Annotated in this window: 16 protein-coding genes; 9 read left to right on the top strand and 7 right to left on the bottom strand. The window is 69.4% G+C overall.

Translation table 11 applies throughout. The features are described from left to right. Positions 1-11 precede the first annotated feature (11 nt). Entirely contained in the window at positions 12-503 is a 492-nt protein-coding gene (locus C0R66_RS17585) for a DUF998 domain-containing protein (protein ID WP_158648109.1), read from the top strand. A 125-nt stretch (positions 504-628) separates the two neighbouring features. Here C0R66_RS17585 and C0R66_RS17580 read toward each other — a convergent pair whose 3' ends face one another. The 5 genes from C0R66_RS17580 to C0R66_RS17560 all read right to left on the bottom strand — a co-directional run bounded on the left by C0R66_RS17580 (position 629) and on the right by C0R66_RS17560 (position 4042). Further along, positions 629-1321, bottom strand: a complete 693-nt coding sequence (locus C0R66_RS17580; protein WP_199286735.1) for an LmeA family phospholipid-binding protein — start codon at positions 1319-1321, stop codon at positions 629-631. 286 nt (positions 1322-1607) lie between these two features. After that, positions 1608-2180: a hypothetical protein gene (locus C0R66_RS17575; RefSeq protein ID WP_101525794.1), complete on the bottom strand. Its 573-nt coding sequence runs from the start codon at positions 2178-2180 to the stop codon at positions 1608-1610. A gap of 244 nt (positions 2181-2424) precedes the next feature. Then, positions 2425-3075, bottom strand: a complete 651-nt coding sequence (locus C0R66_RS17570; RefSeq protein ID WP_158648108.1) for a hypothetical protein — start codon at positions 3073-3075, stop codon at positions 2425-2427. Positions 3076-3555: 480 nt separating this feature from the next. Next, positions 3556-3615 carry a hypothetical protein gene (locus C0R66_RS20350; RefSeq protein ID WP_422385619.1) on the bottom strand — a complete coding sequence of 20 codons (60 nt, stop codon included), beginning with the start codon at positions 3613-3615 and terminating at the stop codon, positions 3556-3558. Next, positions 3605-4042 carry a VOC family protein gene (locus C0R66_RS17560; protein WP_158648107.1) on the bottom strand — a complete coding sequence of 146 codons (438 nt, stop codon included), beginning with the start codon at positions 4040-4042 and terminating at the stop codon, positions 3605-3607. Before C0R66_RS17560 ends, C0R66_RS20350 begins: the two co-directional genes overlap by 11 nt. A 154-nt stretch (positions 4043-4196) precedes the next feature. On the opposite strand from C0R66_RS17560, the gene C0R66_RS17555 reads away from it, so the two are divergent. The 5 genes from C0R66_RS17555 (at position 4197) to C0R66_RS17530 (ending at position 7842) form a co-directional block, all read left to right on the top strand. Continuing rightward, positions 4197-4592 carry a hypothetical protein gene (locus tag C0R66_RS17555; RefSeq protein WP_101525792.1) on the top strand — a complete coding sequence of 132 codons (396 nt, stop codon included), beginning with the start codon at positions 4197-4199 and terminating at the stop codon, positions 4590-4592. 38 nt (positions 4593-4630) lie between these two features. Then, positions 4631-5011, top strand: a complete 381-nt coding sequence (locus C0R66_RS17550) for a nuclear transport factor 2 family protein (protein WP_101525791.1) — start codon at positions 4631-4633, stop codon at positions 5009-5011. Positions 5012-5029: 18 nt separating this feature from the next. Further along, entirely contained in the window at positions 5030-5443 is a 414-nt protein-coding gene (locus C0R66_RS17545; RefSeq protein WP_101525790.1) for a YccF domain-containing protein, read from the top strand. A gap of 29 nt (positions 5444-5472) precedes the next feature. Next, complete coding sequence (locus C0R66_RS17540) at positions 5473-5994, top strand: 2'-5' RNA ligase family protein (RefSeq protein ID WP_158648106.1); 522 nt, start codon at positions 5473-5475, stop codon at positions 5992-5994. 111 nt (positions 5995-6105) lie between these two features. Further along, complete coding sequence (locus tag C0R66_RS17530) at positions 6106-7842, top strand: TolB family protein (RefSeq protein WP_158648105.1); 1737 nt, start codon at positions 6106-6108, stop codon at positions 7840-7842. 25 nt (positions 7843-7867) lie between these two features. Here the strand turns inward: C0R66_RS17530 and C0R66_RS17525 are convergent, their stop codons facing one another. Together C0R66_RS17525 and C0R66_RS17520 are read right to left on the bottom strand one after the other, a co-directional pair. Beyond that, the gene (locus tag C0R66_RS17525; protein ID WP_101525787.1) at positions 7868-8263 is read right to left on the bottom strand and encodes a DUF427 domain-containing protein; all 396 of its coding nucleotides are present in this window, start codon (positions 8261-8263) and stop codon (positions 7868-7870) included. Between the two features lie 133 nt (positions 8264-8396). Beyond that, the gene (locus tag C0R66_RS17520) at positions 8397-9323 is read right to left on the bottom strand and encodes a sterol desaturase family protein (protein WP_101525786.1); all 927 of its coding nucleotides are present in this window, start codon (positions 9321-9323) and stop codon (positions 8397-8399) included. A 115-nt stretch (positions 9324-9438) separates the two neighbouring features. Between C0R66_RS17520 and C0R66_RS17515 the strand changes: the two genes are divergently transcribed. The 3 genes from C0R66_RS17515 to C0R66_RS17505 all read left to right on the top strand — a co-directional run bounded on the left by C0R66_RS17515 (position 9439) and on the right by C0R66_RS17505 (position 13975). Continuing rightward, positions 9439-10107, top strand: a complete 669-nt coding sequence (locus tag C0R66_RS17515) for a TetR/AcrR family transcriptional regulator (protein WP_101525785.1) — start codon at positions 9439-9441, stop codon at positions 10105-10107. 5 nt (positions 10108-10112) lie between these two features. Further along, positions 10113-10583 (top strand): hypothetical protein, encoded by a 471-nt coding sequence (locus C0R66_RS17510; protein WP_158648104.1) that lies wholly within the window; start codon positions 10113-10115, stop codon positions 10581-10583. Between the two features lie 128 nt (positions 10584-10711). Beyond that, on the top strand, positions 10712-13975 hold the full coding sequence (locus tag C0R66_RS17505) for an amidase family protein (protein WP_101525783.1): 3264 nt from the start codon (positions 10712-10714) through the stop codon (positions 13973-13975). Positions 13976-13998: the final 23 nt, after the last annotated feature.

Genomic DNA, 13998 nt, shown 5'->3' with positions numbered 1-13998 from the left:
ACGGTGACCTGATGGCCCTGGCCCAAGGACGACGGCTGCAGAGAGTCACCGGTGTCCGGGCCGCGCGCTGGGGAGCGGTGGCACTGCTGGTGCGACCGGCGTACATCGCGACCGAGTTCATCGTTGCCGCGGCGACCACAGGCGGCTACAGCTTCGTCTCCGATTCGGTCAGCCGACTCGGTGAGGTCGGTTGCTCGGCGGCGTACTGCTCACCACGGCACGAGCTGATGAACGGCTCGTTCGTGGGCTTCGGCGCCTTGCTGGTCGGCGGTGCGGTGCTGCTCTCGCGGACTCTGGGGCCCTGGGTCACGGGACTGCTGGTGGTCTCCGGGCTGAGCTCGGTCGCGACGGGCCTCGCGCCTCTCGACCGGGACGCCACCCTTCACGCGATCGCTGCGGGACCCTTGTTCACAGCGCAGCCGATCGCGCTGATCGTTCTCGGCGCGCGGCTGCGCAGTGACCGACCGCGCCTGGCTGGGGGTCTGCTCGCCGCGGGGTCCTGACCGGTACGGCGGCCGTGTCGTTCGTGCTCTCCGGCAACGGCCCCGCATCGGGTGCCCTCGAACGCCTTGCTCTGTGGCCGGTGCTGCTCGGGCTGGCCGGCTTCGCGTGGACGCGGATCCGCTCACTAGGGGACGAGCCGCACACTCTCGCCACGTAGGTAGGCACGGAAGCCGTCGTCCTGCACGACGACGTCCTGGAGCACGAGTCCGTCGGGCAGGCCCTCGATGTCGTGCTCGATGGTCACGAGCTGGCGCACCAGGGTCGCAGTGGCGTCAGAGAAGAAGTCGGGCCCACCGATGTCGATAGAGCTCGGCTCGAGAACCAGTCGCCCATCCTGCGCCGCCACCGTTCCGGTGGCAGTGACACGCAGGTCGCGGCCCAGGACCTCGACCGTGCGCACGACAGTCGCCTGGCCGTCGGCGGCGGCGCCCACAGAAGTCCCGCCACCGACCTCGTCGGCGACGACCTCGAACGGCACGGTCGCCTCGACGCTCACCCGGCCCGCCACCACCGTCTCGGGACTCGTGACCACGTCCTGGCCCACGGCCTCGACATCATGGAGCAGCGAGCCCTCGGTCACCAGGGTCGCCGCGTCCAAGCGCAGCTCCTCGAACCAGGCCTCGTCCGTGCCCAGGTCTGAAGGGGGCTCCGCGCCAGGGGCACGCGCGACGTCCGCCGGACGTGGAGAGGGAGAGCGCGCCTCGTCTCCGCCGGCCGGGTCAGTCACCACCCACCAGAAGATCCCTACCGCGACCACCAGGACGGCAAGCATCCCGGCAGCACCGAACATCAGGTCCTTGACTCGGCGCGACTTCATCACGCCAGTCTGCTTGCTCGCTGCGGTGCACCGATCAGGGCGTGGTTGAGAGCCACTCAGCGCAGCTCTCGTAGTGAGTCACTTCCCCGCCTGCGCGCGTCCTGAACTCGCCTCACCGGCGCAAGCCACCTTTACGTCACCCCCGCCGCTGAGAGACTTCATCGTCCACCGCGGCCGGTCAGTCTCGCCCTCCGGCAATAATCGAATCTGCTGGCTTGGCCGCGCTCGGCGGACGTGCCATTCCCCCGGCCGGTCGGGGGTTGACGCTCCGAGGGCTGACGTGCCGTCAGAGCCGCCAGCGGAACGGGTCGCGGTTCTTCGCCGTCATCGAGTCGCTCACGGGTGAACCGCTGTTGAGGTCCATGGACCAAGCGGTCCACTTCAGCACCTTGGCCCCCGTCTTGACCTGGTCGAGCTGGACCACGGCACGGTAGGTCTTGGCATCGACCCGGGTGACCGGAAGGCTGCTGCAGTCGTAGGGCTCAGTGAGCTCCGGGTCCCTGGAGTGACTGCAGACCTCGCTGCGCAGGACGCCGTCCTCCGTGACGACCTCGACCACGCGCCAGATCCGTTTGTTCTTGATGAACTGCACCGACATGCCGCCGGGCTTCTCCAGGCTGCCCTTCAGTACGGGCGAGTGCAGCCTGAAGGTAATCCGGCCGCGCTTCGTGCGGTTCAGCGTCGCGAGCTGGACGGCGGCCAGGTCGATGCCGCCGCCCAAGCTCCCCAGGAAGACGTCGTTCCTCGGGTCCTGCTTCGTCGTGCTCGAAGCGTGCGCCGGCGCGGTGGCGCCCAGGCCGACGGCGAGCGCAAGGGCGATGGGTGCTGCCAGCAGCCTGGTGGTCCTCGACGTGGTCATGGCCTTGTCCCCCGGTTCGGTCAGCGATGACTTCGAGGGCATTATCCGCAGGTCCGTACCTCCGTGGGCGGCCCCACCGCTCGTTCCTGAACGAATCCAGCCGATTCGGGGTAGCGGGGCGTCTTGCCCGGGAATGGACCGCGCGGAGTACGTGTCATACCCCCTCTGGTCGTCCGCCGTGCCAGGCCCACCATCCCGAATGTGGCGTCCTTGGCATTGCTAACGCGGCCGGGGGCAGGGCCCCTCAGCGGAGGTCCAAACCCTCGAGGATTCTTCGCAGTTCGAACATTCGGTCGGACGACCGCGGGAGGTCCTCCTGGAGATCGCGAAGCCGTCTGGCGCTGTTGAGGTCAATCTGGCGACGGCCTGCCACCTCTACGAGCCGCGATATGGCGCGCAGTCCCCAGAATTGGCCGAAGGGCTTCTTTTCAATGTCTACGACGCTGTCTATGAGCGGGATGGCGTAACTGGGCTCAGGTCGCGCATATAGAACCGCGTAGGCGGCCAGACGCAGACCCTGATCAGTACCCTTGAGTGCGGAATCAATCTGCACTGACTCACCCGCCTCTGCCGCAGCGATCATCTCACCTACGATCCTCGTCATCACTTGGGTGCGCACCGGGCCGCTGGGCATACCGGTCTGAGGGTGCCGAACGGCGTTGTAGTTAGCAATCAATGCAGGAAGGCGCTGCTCGGCTTGGCCCTCTACGGGATCGGCAGCCTGCACACGCTCACGAGCTTCGTAGGCCTGTTGGACCTGGCGAACCGATGCGCTTTGACCTTCGACTTCGTCGAGGCGGTTCGCCAACTGTCGATACTTGACACCCCCGAACGGGGTGTCGATCGACTCGAAAACAGTGCTGAGCCAAGGGATCACTGCGATCCCACCCAGCACCAAGACAATGGTGTCTACCCGAGCGCTCGGTACGGCCACGTGGACTACGGCCAGGGCGATGGCCCCGACCGTGATTCCGAGCTTTACTAGCGACGCACGGCTGTGATCGTTAGGCAAACCTCGGGGCGACGCGTCGTCTTCAGGCTTCATAAGAATTCATCCCGGTCAGCAAGTCGAATCGCGAGCGTACACAGACAAGATGCGGGAGGGAGTCGTTAGCAACGTTCAAGGCCTCACGTGCAGGTGGTCCGCGGCACCACGCGAGCGTCATTCCGGCTCCGCTCCGTGGTCAACCCGCGTTCAGGAGCGCTTGGTCTGGCTGGCTCTTCTCTGTGCGTGATCGGGCAGCGTAGCGTCTCGGTTGCGGGTCCGGGAGTGGCTGATCCGAAGTGCCGATTGGCGGGTACAGGTCGGCCGCGCTGAGTTCTTGAGACGCTTCGCAGTGCCCTCCCGGGCCTGCGCCAGGGATGCCGTCCCGGTTCAGGACGCGAACCGATTGCGGTCGGCGAACCTGGTCCCGTCGCCGACATCAGCAAGGATCCGGGCGGCCCCGATCGGGCCGATGCCGGGCAGTTCCATCAAGGACGAGCCGGAGGCAACCACCAGCGCCTTCAACGTAATACTGGACCAGGCAGAACTCGTTGTCTTCGACGTCCCTCATGATCACCACCACGCCGGCGTCGTGCTGGTGACGCTCTCCGGTTTCTGACCCGCCCAGTTCCAGGACTTGGGCGATGCTGGCGGCGATGTCATCTACCTGCACATCGAGGTGCAATCGGTTCTTCACGGTCTTGCGTTCAGGCACACCTTGGAAGACCAGGCGTGGCAGTACGTCGCCCGGTTGGCCCAAGTACACCCAGCCGGGATCAGCCGGTCCGGGCCTTCGGTCCAGGAGCGCGCTCCAGAACGCTGCCACGCGCTCCACGTCGTGACAGTCGATCGTTATGCCGGACCAGCGGTTCGCCACGATAAGCAGCGTATTGCTCGGTCGCCGCCAAGGGAGTGCCACTCGGACTTATGGATCTCTTCCGGTCGCAGCGGAAGAACGGAGCGTGCTCGTGCATCACGTGGCGCCCACAGTTTTGGGTGCACGCCGGCGCCACGACTCCTAGAGTCCCGCCATGGTCAGGTTTGATTCTCGCTGGGCAGCCGAGGTTGTCTCCAACTGCGATCCCGTGTTCGCGGCTGCCGGGGTCGGCTTCGTTCGGTCCCCCCTTTCGGAGAGTGCGCCGGACGAGCCCGCTGGATCCCTGCTGTGGGAGGCCGATCCGGCACAGTTCGCCGCCAAGTACCCCGAGAGCGGCATCGTCGAGTCGTACGGCGCGGAGCAGTGGGAGGGCGTGGGCTGCATCGACTTCTGGCTGCACGTCGATGCGCAGGAAGAGGTCTGTCGTTTGAGCGTCGAGGGTTGGAACCTGCCGGAGATCCTGGTCAAGACGACCGGGCACGGCGCCCTGGATGGTTCCCAGGTGGCGGCTGCCTTCGCCAGGATCTTGGGCGTCCGGTGGCGCAGGTAGTTCGCAACTAGGCTTGCCACCCTCTAGTAGAACAACCGATGAGCACTCCGTCGACACCCGAGCAGATCGCCCTCGCCTACCACCGGGCCTGGACCTCCCGCGAGATGGACGCGGCTATGAGCTACGTCGCGGACGACGTCGTGTGCGAGGCCCCGGCCGGACGACTCCACGGTGCGGAGGCACTGCGCGCCTTCATGGGGCCGTTCGCCGCCATGCTGACCTCCTCGGACCTGCTCGCGGCGTACGGCGACGAGCACAGCGCGGTCGTCTTCTACGACACCTCGAACCCCGTCGTCGCCAGCGCACCCGCCGCCGAGTTCCACCAGGTGCGCGACGGCCGCATCGCCGCCTTGCGGATCGTCTTCGACCGCCTCCCGTTCGCTCTGGCCCGCGGCGAGGTCGTGCCAGGGATGCGCTAAGGGTGCGAGAGTGAGGACATGCGCACGATCGGCAATGTCCTGTGGCTCGTCCTCGCCGGCTGGTGGCTTGCGCTCGGCTACGTGGTGGCCGGGGTGATCTCGTTCGTGCTGATCATCACCATCCCCTTCGGCATCGCCTCCTTCCGGATCGCCGGCTTCGTGCTCTGGCCCTTCGGCCGCACGGTGGTCTGGAAGCCGCAGGCCGGGGTCGGCTCGGTGATCGGGAACGTGCTCTGGATCATCTTCTTCGGCTGGGAGCTGGCCGTGGGTCACGTGATCGCCGGGCTGCTGCTCTGCGTCACGATCATCGGCATCCCGTTCGGCCTGGCCTGCTGGAAGATGGTGCCGATCTCGCTGCTGCCGCTGGGACGCGACGTCGTGCCGGTGGACGCGGTGACGCGGGACCCGTACGGCGTACCTGTGCGGCACTGACGCCCACGCCTTCGACCTATCCTCCACCCGTGCCCGACCACGCCCTGGAGCTCAGCTTCGAGCCCTCCTCGACCGCTGCGGTGGTGGCGCAGTGGGACGCCCTCAAGGCCGCCGGGCTCCCCTCGCAGGCCGACCATCGCTCGATGACCAACGCACCGCACCTGACTCTCGTGGCCGCGGTCGGCATCGAGGACGAGGTCGTGCGGGCGGCTCGGGAGACGATCGGACCGCTGCTGCCGGCCCGGATCGGTCTGCGCGGCCTGGTGCTGTTCGGCCAAGGGGCCAGGGTGACCATCGCCCACCTGGTCGAGCCCGATCAGGCGTTGGCGGCTGCGACCGCACGGATCCGGGCCCTGGTCCCTGCCCTGCGGCATCCGGTCTGGACCCCGCACGTCACGCTGGCGCGGCGCGTCCCGAGGTCGTCGCTCCCGGCGGCACTCGAGGCGCTCCACTCGACCGAAGCGGCCCGCGAGCTGGTCTGCGACCGCCTTCGCTGGTGGGACCCGACGCAGGACCTGATCGAGGACGTCGCGGTCGCCGGGCGCGATTGACGCCACGGCGCGAGGTGTCCGGGCCAGGATGATCACGGTGTACCAGGGGTGCCGGCAACGCTAGGGTTCGGCTCTTGACGGTGTCCAGGCCGTCCTCATGGTGGGGGAGCCATGCGCAGAGCTGGTGTCGTTGTCGTCCTGTTCCTGAGCACAGCCCTGCTGGCCTCGTCGGGGGCCGCGCTGGCCGGCGTGACCGCAGGCGAGGGACCGCTGGAGCTCGGCTATCGGCAGCAGGGTGCGATCAGCTTCCAGGCGACCTCCCCGGGCTACGTCGGACCGAAGCTGAACGGGACGCTCTCGCTCACTCCGGCGGCCGGTGCCCCCGGCGCGGTGATCAAGGTCGTCGGGCGGATCGGTCCCAAGGTCAAGCACAAGGTCAGGCTGCAGCGCCGGGATGGCGCAAAGTTCGTCACGATCGCGAAGCGGAAGACCTCGAAGGTCGGCCGCTTCAGGTTCCGCACCACGCTGCCCGCCCACGGTACGACGGCTGTCTACCGCGTCGTGTCCCTGAAGGTCCGTGATCCCAGGACGGGCAGGAGGGTCAGTTATCGAACGCGGACCCGGAGAGCCTCGATCGTCACCCCCACGGTGGTGACGACCCCGACCCCGACCCCGACCCCGACGCCCACCCCGACGCCCGTGCCCCCGGGCTCCACCACCCGGGTCTCGCTCGCCGGTGACGGCACGCAGCTCACTGCGGACTCACGCAACTCGGCGATCAGTGCCGATGGCCGGTTCGTCACCTTCGAGACGGAAGCGCCGAACCTCGTCCCCGGTGACACCAACGGCCAGGGCGACGTGTTCGTCCGCGACCTGGCCACGGGCACCACCAGTCGAGTCTCGATCCGCAGCGACGGCACCCAGGCGAACAGCACGTCGTACGACCCGTCGATCAGTGCCGACGGCCGCTACGTCGTCTTCCAGTCCTACGCGACCCTCGTCCCCGGCGACACCAACGGGAAGGCGGACGTCTACGTGCATGACCGCACCGCCCGCAGCACCTCCCTGGTGTCCCTCGACAGTGCCGGCGCTCTGGCCAACGAGGACTCCCGGAGGCCGGCGATCAGCGGGGACGGCCGGTTCGTCACCTACGAGTCGTGGGCGACGAACCTGGTGCCGGGCGACACCAACCGCGCCTACGACGTCTTCGTGCACGACCGGAGCACCGCAGTCACCACCCGCGTCTCGGTCGCCACGGGTGGCGCCCAGGCCAGTGGCAGCGAGCCCGCGATCAGTGGGGACGGCCGCTACGTCACCTTCCAGTCGAGCGCCGCCTCGCTGCTGCCCGGCGCCTCCTCCGGCGCTCCGGTCTTCGTGCACGACCGGAGCACCGGGGTCACGCGCCCGGTCTCGGTCGCCATTGACGGGACCCCGAGCGGCGCCTCCCACCCCTCCATCAGTGCTGACGGCAGGTTCGTGGCCTTCGAGTCGCCCGAGTCCACCCTCGTCCCCGGGGACACCCACGGCCCCGGGGACGTCTTCGTGCGAGACCTGACCACCGGAGTCACCACCCGGGTCTCGGTCGCGACCGGCGGCGCTCAGGCGAACGAGTCCTCGTGGAAGCCGGCCATCAGCTCAGACGGCCGGTTCGTCACCTTCGAGTCCTGGGCGTCGAACCTCGTGCCCGGCGACACCTACGACCAGGACGTCTTCGTGCACGACCGGAGCACCGGGGTGACCCGCCTGGCCTCGGTCGGCAGCGCCGGCCCCGGTCCCGGTGGCTCCTCCTACAGTCCCTCCGTCAGCGCCGACGGTCGCCGCGTCGCGTTCCACTCGGCCGCGACGAACCTGGTCTCGGGAGACACCAACGGGGTGCTGGACGTGTTCGTGTGGGACAGGGATCAGTGAAGAGTTCCGTAGTCCGTCGCTAGGCCTACCAGCCGGCGGTGCACCGGTCCATCCGGCCGGGATAGAAGGCGACGTGGCCGACGAGCGCCTCGTAGCCCGCGGTGGGTTCCGGGTAGTGCCACGCCGCCCGGGGGACCACCCGACCGCTCGGGCAGAGCACGTCGAAGTAGGACGCTGACCCCTTGAACTCGCACCACGTCGTCCCGGGGACCGGCTGGAGCAAGCCGGGCGCGATGGCCTCACCAGGGAGGTAGTAGACCGGCGGGTGGCTCGTCTCCAGCACCCGGAGCGATTCCCGGGTGTCCGCCACGATCTCGCCATCCAGCTCGACCGCCACGCGCTCGCGAGACGGGACCACGATCGGCGGCCGCGGGTAGTCCCAGACCGACTCGGGTCTCGCCCTCTCGACGTCGTCGCTCACGGGTTCATCGTCGCTCGGCGCGGCAAGCGCCCGGGTCAGGCCGTCCTCGACGTCCCTCAAGACAACGACTGGCAGCGGTGCTCGCTCGGCGCTGGCGCCTGGACCGACGTCACTGAGACCGATGTCGTAGGCCTCAGGAGACCCGCTGGGCGGGCCGCCATCCGGGCGGTCCGAAGACGTAGCCGAGCTTGTTGCGCAGCGTCGGCGAGCGGCGCACGTCCCGGACGATGGCGGCGTACTCGTGGGTCTGGAGCTTCACGATGTGGTTCGTGGCGACCGGCGAGGTGAGGCCGTACGTCGGCCGGTGCAGCTCGGGCTGGAAGGAGCCGAAGAGCCGGTCCCAGACGATGAGGATGCCGCCGTAGTTGCGGTCCAGGTACTCCGGGTCGCGACCGTGGTGCACCCGGTGGTGGGACGGGGTGTTGAAGACCAGCTCGATGGGGTGCCACAGCCGGTCGACGCGCTCGGTGTGGACGAAGAACTGGTAGACGAGGCTGACCGAGAAGCCGAAGAAGACCAGGGCCGGGGGTATGCCCAACAGCGGCAGCGGGAGCCAGAAGACCAGCTCGGCGGAGTTGTTCCACTTCTGCCGCAGGGCCGTGGCGAAGTTGAAGTACTCGCTCGAGTGGTGTGCCTGGTGGGTGGCCCACACGAGCCGCACCCGGTGGGCGACCCGATGCGCCCAGTAGAAGAAGAAGTCGACGCCGAGGATCGCCAGGAGCCAGGTCCACCAGGCGTCGATAGGCAGCTGCCACGGAGCGACCCAGACGAACAGCACGGAGTAGACCAGCAGGCCGAGCGTCTTCCACAGCGTCATGGTGAGGACCGAGACGGCCCCCATGGAGAGGCTGGCGATCGCGTCCCGGCGGTCGTAGCCGCCGGGCAGGGGGAGGGCTCGACCGTCGGGGGTACGCCGTTGGTCCTCCGGTCGCTCGTCCTCCAGCAGGGCCGCCGCGAGGCCCTCCACGGCGACGAAGACGATGAAGAACGGGACGGCCAGCGCGACGGGGTCCCGCAGCGGCTCGGGCAGGGCGTGCCACAGGTTGGCCAGTGCGTCCATCGTTCCTCCATCGCCGGTGGCGCGAGATTAATTGACTCTCGAGTCAATCCGCAAGGGTGATCGGCCGGTCAATTCACGCGGCTGCTCCTCCGGTCGGCTCTCCTAGGGTGGGGGCATGACGACGGACCGCACCGGACACGTGGGCACCCGGGGGATGCCGCGTCCGGAGCGTGAGGCGCAGATCCTGGACGCCGCGCTGGCAGAGTTCGGGGAGCGCGGCTACCACCAGGTCTCCGTGGCTGCGATCGCCCGGCGGGCGGCCATCTCGAAGCCTCTGGTCCATGCCTACTTCGGCACCAAGGACGCGCTCTACGTGCGATGCGTGGAGGCGCTGACCGAGACCCTGCTCGGTGTGATCACCCCTGTCGTCGAGGGAGCCGAGCCGGGGATGCCGATGGCCCTGGAGACCCTTCAGACGATCTTCACCACCATGCGCGAGCGGCCCACGGACTGGATGGTCCTCTACGACGAGAACCTGCCGCGCGACTCGTCGGTGCACCAGGTGGCCGCGGCGGGCCGCGACCGGATGACCGACCTGGGCGCGGTCGGAGTGCGAGCGGCGCTGCGCCACCACGCGGGCGCGGCCGAGGTCGACGAGGTCGACGCCTCGATGATGAACCACGTGTGGCAGTCGGTGGTCACCTCCCTCATGACGTGGTGGATCGAGCATCCCGACCAGACGCCGGCCGAGCTCACCGCCCGATTCGAGCGCATCCTGGTCGCGATGACCGACGTGCACCCGTCTGGACCACCGCGACGTCACCCGCCCCAGCCACTACGGTGACCGCCATGACCCGACGTACTGCCGCTGCCGCGCTCTCCGCCCTGGCCCTGTGCGCGGGCCTGCTCACCGGCGCCACCGCCTCTGCCACCGCCACTGCCTCCACCTCCGCCGAGGCGGCGGGGGCCAAGTGCCTGAGCCAGTCGCTGTCACCGAAGAAGGCGATCCGCGCCAAGTCCGGTGCCAAGCTCGGCACGGCCCAGGTCTTCCGGGCCGTAGCCGGCGACGAGCTCGGCTTCTGCGTGCGGGTCCAGCCGGTGCCGCGGCTGCGCAAGAAGATGACGTCGGTGACCCTTAAGGACGAGACGTTCTTCCCCGACGGGTCGCGCAGCTCCAGCGGCATGATGGGCGGCTCGTGGCGGAACCGCATGATGACCACCGGCAGCGACTTCGGTCCCGGGTTCTCCTACAAGGGCGTCGTCCGGCTCAAGGCCCCGGGTGGGCCGTCCGGCAAGGTGACGGTTACCGCAGTCCTGTGATCCCTGAACACTATTAACCTGTTCGAAATCCCACTGGCCACATCAGTTACACGCAGGAAAACTCCCGGACGTCGCTAGGACATCCAAAATTCTTACGGTTCGGGCTCGCCAAGACGAAGGACGAGCCCTTGCAACCCTCCCGCCACCTCCTCTCACTCTGCGCCCTCGCGCTGGGTGCCACCCTCCTCCCCGGCGTCGGTGCCGCCCAGGCCCTGACCCCCGTCACCACCGACGACGGAGCCACCTGGAACGTCAACGACGCCCGCCGTCCCGGCCTGGACACCGGCAGCATCCGCGACGTCAGCAACTCCCGCCTGGAGGCGTTCGGCAGCCTCTTCCTCCAGGTCCAGGGCGGCACCCACCGGATGAACGGCCAGATGCTGCGCGGCTTCGGCCTGACCGAGGTCGCCCGCGGCTCCTACGCCTCGACCGCCTCGGTCCAGCTCGACGGCGTCAGCGTCTCCCGCCAGCTCGACGTCGGCACCGCCACCGGCACCGGCTCGTTCTTCGACACCTTCACCAACACCACCACCGCACCCATCACCATCCGGGCCTCGTTCGGCGGCTCCCTGGGGTACGGCGTACCGGGATCGACCACGGCGGGTCAGGTCACCGCCACCTCCGACGGCGACTCCGAGCTGGACGGCGACGACACCTGGATGGTCGCCACCACGCCCGGCCAGGTCCGCCCCACTGGCGTCGTGGTCGGCTCCGCGCCGCCGCAGCGTCTGGGCGACCAGCAGGCCGACCCGTTCACCGTCGACTACGTCCCCACCGGCTCGGCGCAGAACGACCCCGGCTTCGTCCACGAGCTCACGATCGAGCCGGGCGCCACCGAGTCCCTGCTGCACTTCGTGCACGTCGGCGCCCGCGGCCAGACCGCCGCGGCCGTCACCGCCACCCAGGCGCTCGCCGCCAGCCCCGACCTGGCCGCGCTCACCCTCGACCAGGTCTGCACCGTGGAGAACTGGGACCTCGCCGCGATTCCTGGCTTCGACCCGGCCACCTGCGTCGGGGCCGACCCGCTGCAGCTCCCGGCCGCCACCGCCGACGCCGCGGGCATCACCAGCATCGACTACGACGTCACCGGCAAGAGCGTGGACACCCTGCGTCGCGACCTGGCCGCCGGCACCGTCACCTCGGTGGAGATCACGAAGGCCTACCTGGACCGGATCGCCGCCTACGACCAGGGTCCGCTGGGCTTCAAGTCCTTCATCCACGTGGCCGACGACGCCCTCGAGCAGGCAGCACGCGCCGACGCGGCCCGGGCCGCGGGCGACAAGCGACCGCTGCTCGGCATCCCGATCGCGGTCAAGGACCTCTACGACGTGGAGGGACAGCCCACCACCGGCGGCATCAAGTCGCTGGCGAGCTGGAAGCCCGAGTCCGACGCCTGGCAGATCGCCCGGCTGCGCGAGGCCGGGGCCGTCTTCCTCGGCAAGACCAACCTCTCGGAGTTCGCCAACTCGGGCTCCTTCAGCGAGAGCGGCTTCATGCAGACCTGGAACGGGCTCTACCCGTCCAAGACGTCGTACGGCTCCTCCGGCGGCTCGGCCGCCGCGGTCGCCGCCGACCTGGCGCCCATCTCCCTGGGCACCCAGACCGGGGTCTCGCTCTACGCCCCCTCGACCGGCGCCAGCCTCAGCACCTTCCGCGGCACCGACGGCCTCACCAGCGCCGAGGGCGTCATGCCCCTGACCTGGGCCCAGGACTACGCCGGCCCCATCGGCCAGTCCGTCACCGACCTGGCCCTGGTGCTCGACGCCACCGCCACCCGGACCTCGGGCAACAACCCCGACGACATCCTGACCAACCGCGTCGACAACACGCTGCGTCCGGAGTCGTTCACCGCGGGCCTGAGCGCCGACGCGCTGCGCGGCAAGCGGGTCGGCTACCTGCCCGGCTCGTTCGCCTCCGCCCAGATCGCCGACGACCCGACCGGGGCCGACACCCTGGCCGACGTCCGGGCCGCGGTCGAGGCGGCCGGCGGCCAGCTCGTCGAGCTGACCACCCCGGTCCCCGGCCAGCCGGCGGCACCCGGCCCGATCTCCGGCAACGCCGGCGCCCACGGCTGGAACGACTACATCGTCTCCGAGCCGACCTTCCCCTACCGGACGCCGGCCGCGGTCTGGCAGAACCTCGCCAACCTGCCCTACAACGTCTCGGGCACCTCGGTCGCCAGCCGGGTGCCGCACGACGCCCAGAGCGTCACCAACGTGCTCGCGCGCCGCGACGCCTACAAGCAGGCCATCAGCACCTGGATGGACACCGCCGACGTCGACGTGGTGGCCTACCCCGGCTTCCTGAGCCAGATGGGCAACAACGACGCGAGCTCCTCGGCGCTGTCCTCGGACCGCGCGACCGGGGTCACCACCTCCAACGTCGGCCTGCCCACCGTGGTGGTGCCGGTCGGCACCACGTCGCAGGGCTACTCCAACTCCCTGCAGCTGGTGGGCCGCGCCTGGTCCGACGCCGACGTGCTGGCGATGGGCTACGCGGTCGAGCAGGTGACCCACGCCCGGGTCCGCGGCACCCACGCACCCGCCCTGGCGTACGGCGGCCCGGCCGCCTCCACGGTCGGCCTGCAGCTGGACAGCACGAGCGTCGAGCGGGGCACCGCCCCGAAGGCGACCGTCACGGTCAGCAGCGAGCGCAAGGTCACCGGCAGCGTGACCCTGGAGGTCGACGGCCGCAAGGTCACCGGCACCCTGACCGCCGGCACCGCCTCGGTGGCGCTGCCCAGCGACCTGCCCGCCGGTCGCCACCTCGTGGTGGCCCGGTTCGGCGGCACCACCAAGGTGGCTGCCGGTGAGGCGGTCGCCGAGCTCAAGGTCACCGCGGGACGCCCCGAGGTGACGCTGGCCCAGGTCGGTGGCCCGGTCGAGGTGGGCACCACCGCCACCTTCGCCGTCAGCGCCCGCAGCAACGCCGCGGCCGTGACCGACGGGACCGTCCTGCTCATGCGGGGCAACGCCGTCCTCGGCACCGCGACCCTGACCCCCACCGGCGAGGCCACGGTCTCCCTGGACGGGCTCACGGTGGGCCGGCACGAGCTCACCGCGATGGTCACCTCGTCGACCGACCACACCTCGGGGACCAGCAACCCGGTCTCGGTGCGGGTCACCAAGGCCAAGCCCGCGCTGTCCACCAAGGTGCGGGGCAAGAAGATCAAGGTCACCCTGAAGGCCACCGCCCCCGTCGCCGGGAAGGTCCGGTTCAAGGCCAAGGGCAAGGTCGTCGCCACGGTCAAGCTCCGTGCCGGCAAGGCCACCCTCGGCCTGGCCAAGCTGCCGCGCAAGGCCCGCAAGGTGCGGGTCGTCTACCTCGGCAACGAGTCCGTGACCCGCGCCAAGGCCACGGTGAAGGTGCCGGTCAAGAAGACCAAGCGCTGACCTGACAAGCAGGACCTAAGCAG

Origin of the sequence: Nocardioides houyundeii (genome assembly GCF_002865585.1) — a bacterium.
Taxonomy (GTDB): Bacteria; Actinomycetota; Actinomycetes; order Propionibacteriales; family Nocardioidaceae; genus Nocardioides; species Nocardioides houyundeii.
This window is presented reverse-complemented; position numbering and strand designations above follow the sequence as displayed.

Excerpts from the sequence above, each read along its gene's own strand:
- C0R66_RS17585 (WP_158648109.1), top strand. The coding sequence starts at position 12 with ATGGCCCTGGCCCAAGGACGACGGCTGCAGAGAGTCACCGGTGTCCGG.
- C0R66_RS17580 (WP_199286735.1), bottom strand. The coding sequence starts at position 1,321 with ATGAAGTCGCGCCGAGTCAAGGACCTGATGTTCGGTGCTGCCGGGATG.
- C0R66_RS17575 (WP_101525794.1), bottom strand. The coding sequence starts at position 2,180 with ATGACCACGTCGAGGACCACCAGGCTGCTGGCAGCACCCATCGCCCTT.
- C0R66_RS17555 (WP_101525792.1), top strand. The coding sequence starts at position 4,197 with ATGGTCAGGTTTGATTCTCGCTGGGCAGCCGAGGTTGTCTCCAACTGC.
- C0R66_RS17550 (WP_101525791.1), top strand. The coding sequence starts at position 4,631 with ATGAGCACTCCGTCGACACCCGAGCAGATCGCCCTCGCCTACCACCGG.
- C0R66_RS17545 (WP_101525790.1), top strand. The coding sequence starts at position 5,030 with ATGCGCACGATCGGCAATGTCCTGTGGCTCGTCCTCGCCGGCTGGTGG.
- C0R66_RS17530 (WP_158648105.1), top strand. The coding sequence starts at position 6,106 with ATGCGCAGAGCTGGTGTCGTTGTCGTCCTGTTCCTGAGCACAGCCCTG.
- C0R66_RS17520 (WP_101525786.1), bottom strand. The coding sequence starts at position 9,323 with ATGGACGCACTGGCCAACCTGTGGCACGCCCTGCCCGAGCCGCTGCGG.
- C0R66_RS17515 (WP_101525785.1), top strand. The coding sequence starts at position 9,439 with ATGACGACGGACCGCACCGGACACGTGGGCACCCGGGGGATGCCGCGT.
- C0R66_RS17510 (WP_158648104.1), top strand. The coding sequence starts at position 10,113 with ATGACCCGACGTACTGCCGCTGCCGCGCTCTCCGCCCTGGCCCTGTGC.